Source organism: Klebsiella sp. 28 (genome assembly GCF_018223905.1).
GTDB lineage: Bacteria > Pseudomonadota > Gammaproteobacteria > Enterobacterales > Enterobacteriaceae > Klebsiella > Klebsiella pneumoniae.
The window spans coordinates 1-7,680 of the sequence record NZ_JAGRQY010000067.1 but is presented as its reverse complement, the minus strand read 5'-3'; the positions used below and the strand labels follow the sequence as shown (position 1 = coordinate 7,680).

7 protein-coding genes and 1 pseudogene are annotated in these 7,680 nt (G+C 59.5%); 3 read left to right on the top strand and 5 right to left on the bottom strand.

Annotated features, from left to right (window positions below; translation table 11 throughout):
* The first annotated feature begins 88 nt into the window (after positions 1-88).
* Positions 89-1,291 (top strand): serine-type D-Ala-D-Ala carboxypeptidase, encoded by a 1,203-nt coding sequence (gene dacC / locus KHQ28_RS12310; protein ID WP_004191175.1) that lies wholly within the window; start codon positions 89-91, stop codon positions 1,289-1,291.
* 38 nt (positions 1,292-1,329) lie between these two features.
* Here the strand turns inward: dacC and deoR are convergent, their stop codons facing one another.
* On the bottom strand, positions 1,330-2,088 hold the full coding sequence (gene deoR / locus KHQ28_RS12305) for a DNA-binding transcriptional repressor DeoR (protein WP_004151717.1): 759 nt from the start codon (positions 2,086-2,088) through the stop codon (positions 1,330-1,332).
* Positions 2,089-2,189: 101 nt separating this feature from the next.
* On the bottom strand, positions 2,190-2,783 hold the full coding sequence (gene ybjG / locus KHQ28_RS12300) for an undecaprenyl-diphosphate phosphatase (RefSeq protein WP_004141974.1): 594 nt from the start codon (positions 2,781-2,783) through the stop codon (positions 2,190-2,192).
* Positions 2,784-3,110: 327 nt separating this feature from the next.
* Between ybjG and kdeA the strand changes: the two genes are divergently transcribed.
* The gene (gene kdeA, locus KHQ28_RS12295; protein ID WP_004151718.1) at positions 3,111-4,343 is read left to right on the top strand and encodes a multidrug efflux MFS transporter KdeA; all 1,233 of its coding nucleotides are present in this window, start codon (positions 3,111-3,113) and stop codon (positions 4,341-4,343) included.
* A gap of 37 nt (positions 4,344-4,380) precedes the next feature.
* Here the strand turns inward: kdeA and KHQ28_RS12290 are convergent, their stop codons facing one another.
* A complete protein-coding gene (locus tag KHQ28_RS12290) occupies positions 4,381-5,193 on the bottom strand; it encodes a Cof-type HAD-IIB family hydrolase (RefSeq protein WP_004141971.1) in 813 nt (270 codons plus the stop codon).
* Positions 5,193-6,395, bottom strand: coding sequence for an MFS transporter (locus tag KHQ28_RS12285; RefSeq protein WP_032419149.1), 1,203 nt, complete (start codon positions 6,393-6,395; stop codon positions 5,193-5,195). The genes KHQ28_RS12290 and KHQ28_RS12285 overlap by 1 nt, the downstream gene beginning before the upstream one ends.
* An 82-nt stretch (positions 6,396-6,477) precedes the next feature.
* On the opposite strand from KHQ28_RS12285, the gene KHQ28_RS12280 reads away from it, so the two are divergent.
* Entirely contained in the window at positions 6,478-7,041 is a 564-nt protein-coding gene (locus KHQ28_RS12280) for a TetR/AcrR family transcriptional regulator (protein WP_004141969.1), read from the top strand.
* A 177-nt stretch (positions 7,042-7,218) separates the two neighbouring features.
* Here the strand turns inward: KHQ28_RS12280 and KHQ28_RS12275 are convergent.
* Positions 7,219-7,680: pseudogene (locus tag KHQ28_RS12275) on the bottom strand (transporter); the annotation flags it as partial.

Sequence of the window (7,680 nt, the reverse complement as noted above, 5' to 3'; positions counted from 1 at the left end):
TCATTTGTACGCTTTACTCACCGGTTGCTGCGGCGCGGTCAGAGTGGCGCGGCATATTTTGTTTGGAAAGGATACTTGGGTGGCTCTTATGATGCATGACGCTTTTTCCCTTCGCGGCCTCGCGGCAGGTTGCGCGCTGTTATTTCTTGTCGCACCTGCGGTGCAGGCTGCGGAACAACTCCCCGACGCCCCTTCAATTGACGCTCGCGCCTGGATCCTGATGGACTATGCCAGCGGGAAGGTGCTCAGCGAAGGCAATGCCGATGAAAAACTCGACCCGGCCAGTCTGACGAAGATCATGACCAGCTACGTGGTAGGGCAGGCAATAAAAGCGGGAAAAATCAAACTGACCGATATGGTGACCGTTGGGCGCGATGCCTGGGCGACCGGCAACCCGGCGCTGCGCGGCTCATCGGTGATGTTCCTCAAGCCTGGCATGCAGGTTTCCGTAGAAGATCTGAACAAAGGGGTCATCATTCAGTCCGGTAACGACGCCAGCATTGCGATTGCTGACTACGTAGCGGGCAGCCAGGACGCTTTCGTTAGCCTGATGAACGGCTACGCCAAAAAAATGGGGCTGACCAACACCACCTTTATGACCGTCCACGGCCTTGACGCGCCGGGGCAGTTCAGCACCGCCCGCGATATGGCGCTGCTGACCAAAGCGATGATCCACGACGTACCGGAAGAGTACGCGGTACATAAAGAGAAAGAGTTCACTTTCAATAAAATTCGCCAGCCGAACCGCAACCGCCTGCTGTGGAGCAGTAACCTCAACGCCGATGGCGTGAAAACCGGGACCACCGCCGGGGCCGGCTATAACCTCGTCTCCTCGGCCACTCAGGGTGATATGCGTTTGATTGCCGTGGTGCTGGGGACCAAAACCGACCGCATTCGCTTTAACGAGTCAGAAAAACTGCTGACCTGGGGCTTCCGCTTCTTTGAAACCGTGACGCCGATTAAACCAGATGCCACCTTCGTTACCCAGCGCGTGTGGTTTGGCGATAGCAATGAAGCGAAACTGGGGGCTGGCGAGGCGGGCTCTATCACTTTGCCGAAGGGCCAGCTGAAAAACCTGAAAGCCAGCTATACCTTAAATCAGCCGCAGCTTACCGCGCCGCTGGAGAAGGGGCAGGTGGTCGGGACTATCGACTTTAAGCTAAATGATAAAACCATTGAACAGCGTCCGCTGATTGTCATGGAGTCGGTAAAAGAGGGCGGCTTCTTCAGCCGGATGATCGACTTCGTGCTGATGAAACTGCACGGCTGGTTCGGCAGCTGGTTCTCCTGATGCCTGCCCGCGCCCTGCGGGGCGCGGGCAGCGACGCTTCAATACAGTAGGGAAATCTGCTGCGCCTTCGCCAGCGCGACCAGCTCATCATCCGGGCAGATATCGCTGGCAATCACGTCAAATTTCGCTAACGCCCCCATGCGCGCCGGACGCACTTTGCCAAACTTGCTGTGGTCGACCACCAGCACGTGATAGCGCGCGTGACGCATCGCCCAGTGCTTAACCGGCAGCTCTTCCAGGTTATAGCAGGTCGCCCCCTGCTCGCAGTCGATCCCCGCCGCCGAGTAAAAGGCGATATCAGGGCTCAGATGGCTGAGGGTATCCTCAAGGCTCAGCGGCATAAAAATCGCGTTGCTGGCATGAAACTCCCCACCGCACAGGACCGCGCGGCACTGGGGTTTTTCCTGCAGGGCCAGAAAGGTGTTCAGGGAGTAGCAGACGCCGGTGAAGGGCAGGGCATCGTCAATGGCGTCAATAATCCACGGCGTGGTGGTCCCGCAGTCGAAGAAGGCCATCTGATGGGCCTCCAGCAGCGCGGCCGCATGGCGAGCGGCACGGCGTTTTTCCTCGACCAGCCGGGTTTTTTGATCGCTGAGCAGGTAATGGGTGGCGCTGCGCGGCTCCAGCACAATGTATCCGCCGAGCAGCACAACCGGGCCGCTGTGGCCATTGAGGTCGCGACGAATGGTCATTTCCGACACCCCAAGCAGGGAAGCGGCTTCTTTCAGATGCAGCTTATCGCTGCGTTTAAGTGCCTGAATGAGCTGACTGATACGTTCGTCACGGCGAGTTTCCATATTCCCTCTGCGCTAAAATCGCCCTGCGGGGGCAGGGCGTTAGCGGGATTTTACCTGTCGCTTGCGGGTTAGTCACGCGGTGGCCGCAGCGACGGCGGCGTTTAGCCGCGCACCCAACCTTTGCGGATTGGCAAGGAGAAGCAGAGACGATACAGCCGCTGCAGCTGATGGTATAGCGCCGGGCCGAACGTATGCCAGATCAGCGCCGCGCCAAGGCAGCCGCACATCCCGGCCAGCAGCCCGCCGACCATATCCAGCGGCCAGTGCACGCCGAGATAGACACGGGACCAGGCGATGGCGGCGGCAATGGCCATCAGCAGGGCGCCGGACCACAGGCGATGCCAGAACAGGAAGGCCAGGGCAAAGGTAAAGCTGACGGTGCCATGGTCGCTGGGGAAGGAGTCGTCCGCCGCGTGGTGCAGGAAGTTATAGCCTACGCCGGCGACAAACGGCCGATCGTGCGGATAAAGATGGCCGATCGCCCACGACACGGTCAGGCTGATCGTCAGCGCCAGCATCAGCTTAAACACCATCTGCCGCTGGGCAGGCCCCCACAGCCACAATGTCACCACCAGCAGAGGTACGATCAGAATCAGATCTTTAGCGATGAAGATCGCCATCTCAATGGCCCACTGCGGCGAGGCAGGCGTCGCGTTGAGCAGGGCGAACAGCGCATAGTTAATATTTTCCAGCATAGACTTCCAGGCTCGTTGGTCCGATAGCAATTAAGCCGCCTACCCTAAATAAAAGCGGTGCGGAGATAAAGGCGGCATTGTCTTAAAGATCAGGTTGTTATGAAATCCACTACCATAAAGTCTACGGCTAACAGCCTGAAAAACGTCAGTATATCGTTTGTCACATTGCTGAAACATAAACGGAATATATACACAGGCTGAATAACAGGGGAGAGGCAGGACGATGGCGCACGGCTCGTAATATTGTGCGGTGTCACCCACAATTCACTATCTCCGCGCCGGGAGTTTCATTACACTTTGCGCGATTTTTGATAGATAAGAGATTTCATGCAAAATTATTCGCTTTCAGGCCGCCGCCTCGGAAGGCAGGCGCTGTTGTTCCCGTTATGTCTGGTGCTGTACGAGTTTTCCACTTATATCGGCAACGATATGATTCAGCCGGGCATGTTAGCCGTGGTGCAGGAATTTCAGGTGGGCAACGAATGGGTACCTACCTCAATGACTGCCTATCTGGCAGGCGGCATGTTTTTACAGTGGCTGCTGGGGCCGCTGTCGGATCGTATTGGCCGCCGTCCGGTGATGTTGACCGGCGTAGTATGGTTCATCGTCACCTGCCTGGCGACGCTGCTGGCGCAGACCATTGAGCAGTTTACCCTGCTGCGCTTCCTGCAGGGGATCAGCCTGTGCTTTATTGGCGCGGTGGGCTATGCGGCGATACAGGAGTCCTTTGAGGAGGCGGTGTGTATCAAAATCACCGCCCTGATGGCTAACGTGGCGCTGATTGCCCCGCTGCTGGGGCCGCTGGTGGGCGCCGCTTGGGTGCATGTCCTGCCGTGGGAGATGATGTTTGTCCTGTTCGCCGTGCTGGCGGCCATCTCGTTCTTCGGCCTGCAGCGGGCGATGCCGGAGACCGCGACGCGGCTGGGCGAAAAGCTGTCGGTGAAAGAGCTGGGCCGCGACTATCGGCTGGTGCTGAAGAACCTGCGCTTCGTCGCCGGCGCGCTGGCCACCGGCTTTGTCAGCCTGCCGCTGCTGGCGTGGATTGCCCAGTCGCCGGTGATTATTATCAGCGGCGAACAGGCCACCAGCTATGAGTACGGCATGCTGCAGGTGCCGATTTTCGGGGCGCTGATTGCCGGCAACCTGGTGCTGGCGCGCCTGACTGCGCGCCGGACCGTGCGCTCGCTGATTATCATGGGCGGTTGGCCGATCATGTTTGGCCTGATCCTCTCTGCGGCGGCGACCGTGGTCTCTTCCCACGCTTATCTGTGGATGACGGCCGGTCTGAGCTTCTACGCCTTCGGGATTGGCCTCGCGAACGCCGGCCTGGTGCGTTTAACCCTGTTCGCCAGCGAGATGAGTAAAGGCACGGTCTCGGCGGCGATGGGAATGCTGCAGATGCTGATCTTCACCGTCGGCATCGAGCTCAGCAAACATGCTTACGAGCTGGGCGGCAACGGGCTGTTCAGCCTGTTTAACCTGCTGGGTGGGGTACTATGGCTGGGGCTGATGATTTACTTTCTGAAAGATAAAAGCGTCGGCAATTCGCAGCAGGGGTAGTTGTTTTCAACCCGGATGCGCTCGCATCCGGGTCTTATCAGGCGAACGGCGCTTCGCGATCCAACACCTTATCAATAATCTGCAGGACACCTTCTTCGTTGTTATGCGGCGCCTGATAGCGGGCGACGGCTTTGACGTCTTCCCGGGCGTTGGCCATGGCAAAGCCAAACCCGGCGTGCTGCAGCATTTCGATATCGTTGCCGCTGTCGCCGAACGCCACCACCTCGTGATCCTCAATGCCCCAGCGCTGCTGCAAAATGCGCAGCCCGTTGGCTTTGTGCACACCCGGGATAATTAAGTCGATGCTGCCGTAGCCGGTGGCCACCGCGGTGACCATGTCCCCCAGCGCCGCGTGCAGCTTCGGCTGAATTTCCGGGATCAGGCTGTCTGGCACGTTGAGACCAAATTTGAGGATGGTGTCATCGAGATGGTTAAAATCATCCACCAGTTCAAGGCGGTGATAATACTTCGCCGCCACCGTCTTCAGCGCGTCGTTGTAGCGATTGAGGGTGTAGGCGCTGCGCTTCCCGCAGGCGATGATTTCGATATTCGGCAACGTCTGCAGATGGTCGACCACGGCGTTGAAGTGGTGAACCGGCAGTTGGCAGTTGAAGACGTCTTCATTGCCGCTCACCACCCAGCCGCCGTTTTCCGCCACGAAGGCGATCTGATGGGCGATCTCCGGGAAAAAGGAGATCAGCTGATAATATTGGTTGCCGCTGGCGACCACGAAGCGAATATTCTGTTCGCGCATTCGCTGGTACTGGGCGAGGAAGCGCGGCCGGTTGTAAGTTTTGGCATCGCTTAAAAAGGTGCCGTCCATATCCACCGCAATCAGTTTGATGCTCATTAGCTGTTCTCCATAACGGGTTCAGATTGTGGCTTAGCCACCGCGCGGGCGACCAGCGCCGCCACCATCACCAGACCCAGCACCACCATCATGGCGCTGCGCAGGCCGAAGTGTTCGCCGAGGAAACCCAGCAGCGGCGGCCCGACGAGGAAAGCGAGATAGCCGGTGATCGCCACCACGCTGACGCGCTTGGGCGCGTCCGGCCCGGTATCGCTGGCGGCGGAGATGGTCAGCGGGAAGCCGAGCGAGGCGCCAATGCCCCACAGCAGCACCGAGATGCCCGCCACCCAGGGGTTATCGACGAAGATGATCAGGCCTATGCCGAGGGCGCCCATCACTGCGCTGCCGCGGACCACCGCCACCCGGCTGTAGCGATCGATAAACCAGCCGCCGGTAAAGCGGCCCAGCGTCATGCCGAGGGTGAAACCGGCATAAATCAGGGAGCCGGAGGTGGGGCTAAAGCCGTGGCCATCCACCATCAGCAGCGGCAGCCAGTCGTTGGCCGAGCCTTCGGCAAAGGCCATCGCCAGGACAATGACGCCGATCAGCAGCAGCTGCGCGTCGCGCCACACCGGCAGACCTTTCGCCTCACCGTGGGCGACTTCGGCGGCATTTTTACCGGTGCCGTCGGGAATGGCGCGGATAGCAATGGAGATGGGCAGGATAGCCACCAGCGCAGCCGCCAGGATGTGCGGGGCGGCCGGCAGACCGAATCCGGTCACTGCCATGCCCACCCCGGCGCCGAACAGGGTGCCAAAGCTGTAGAAGCCATGCATCATCGGCAGCACCGTTTTATTCATCTCCCGCTCGATGGCCGCGCCTTCGACGTTAATAGCGACCTCTGCGGAGCCGAAGCTGGCGCCGAAGATAGCCAGACCGAAGGCGAACAGCGGGGCGGAAGTGACCCACAGCGCCAGGCTGAGCACCAGCATGCCAAGCACGGCGAAGGACATGGTGGTGCGGATGACCTTGCGGGTACCAAAGCGCTTCACCAGCCACGCCGAGCAGAGAATACCGCTCATCGACCCCACCGACAGACCAAACAGCACCACGCCCATCTCTGCGGTGGATAGCGCCAACAGATCGCGGATCGCCGGCGTGCGGGTGGCCCAGGAGGCCATTAACAAGCCGGGGATGAAAAAGAACATAAACAGCGCCCATAGCCGAAGCTGCAGCGCTCTGCGCGAGGATTGCGTCGTCATCCGTAAACGCCTTAAAGGAGAAGAGTGAAGACAACAGTAGCAAGTAAGTGTACATTTGTACATAAACCGGAAGAGGAAAATCATGGCCCGTAGACCAAACGATCCGCAGCGCCGCGAGCGCATCCTGCAGGCGACGCTGGATACCATCGCGGCGCACGGCATCCATGCGGTGACGCACCGTAAAATCGCCACCTGCGCGAATGTGCCGCTGGGATCGCTGACCTACTATTTCAGCGGCATTGAGGCGTTAATTGAGGAGGCGTTCAGCCTGTTTACCGCCGAGATGTCGGCGCAGTATCAGCAAGGCTTCGTCGGGGTAACGAACCGGGAACAAGCCTGCGATGCCATCGCGGATCTGATCTTCAGCGCCCAGGTGACCACGGCGCGCAATATGGAGCTGATGTACCAGCTGTACGCGTTCTGCAGCAGTCAGCCGGCGCTGAAGGCGGTGATGCAAAACTGGATGCGGCGCAGCCAGCAGACGCTGGAACAATGGTTTGCCCCCGATACCGCCCGCGGTCTCGACGCCTTTATTGAAGGGATGACCTTGCACTTTGTCACCGACCGCGCACCGTTGTCGAAGGCGGCAATCCGCATGATGGTCGGGCAGCTGGCAGGGGAGAGGGCGCAGGAAGAGGGGCGCTGAAGCGGCGTTTCACCCGGAATGGCTAAATGCAGGCAACAAAAAACCCATCAACCTTGAACCGAAGTGGCGGGGTTGATGGGCTCCACAAAATGGGGACATCAAAGAAAAGCAGTGGCATTACTTATGACTGATGCCCTGAGAAAAAGTTCTGCCTGTGACGGCTTTTTTCTCAAAAAATTATTGTAGCCCTGGCCAGATGATCACGATGAGCGTCCCGGCAAGGGTAAGCAGCACGTTGGCGATGGCGTAGGTGCCTGCGTAGCCGAGCGCTGGAATATTGCTGCGCGCGGTATCGCTGATGATCTCCATCGCCGGGGCGCAGGTGCGGGCCCCCATCATGGCGCCGAACAGCATCGCCCGGTTCATGCGCAGCACGTAGGCGCCGAACAGGAAGCAGATCACCACCGGCACCAGGCTGACGATAAGCCCTGCCGCCAGCATCTGGCCGCCGACGGCGCCCAGCCCGTTATTGATCCCGGCCCCGGCGCTGAGACCGACCCCGGCCATAAACACCATCAGACCAAACTCTTTCACCATGTTCAGCGCCCCCTGCGGGATATAGCCGAAGGTTGGGTGGTTGGCGCGCAGGAAGCCAAGCATGATGCCGGCGAACAGCAGGCCGGCGGCGTTGCCGATGCC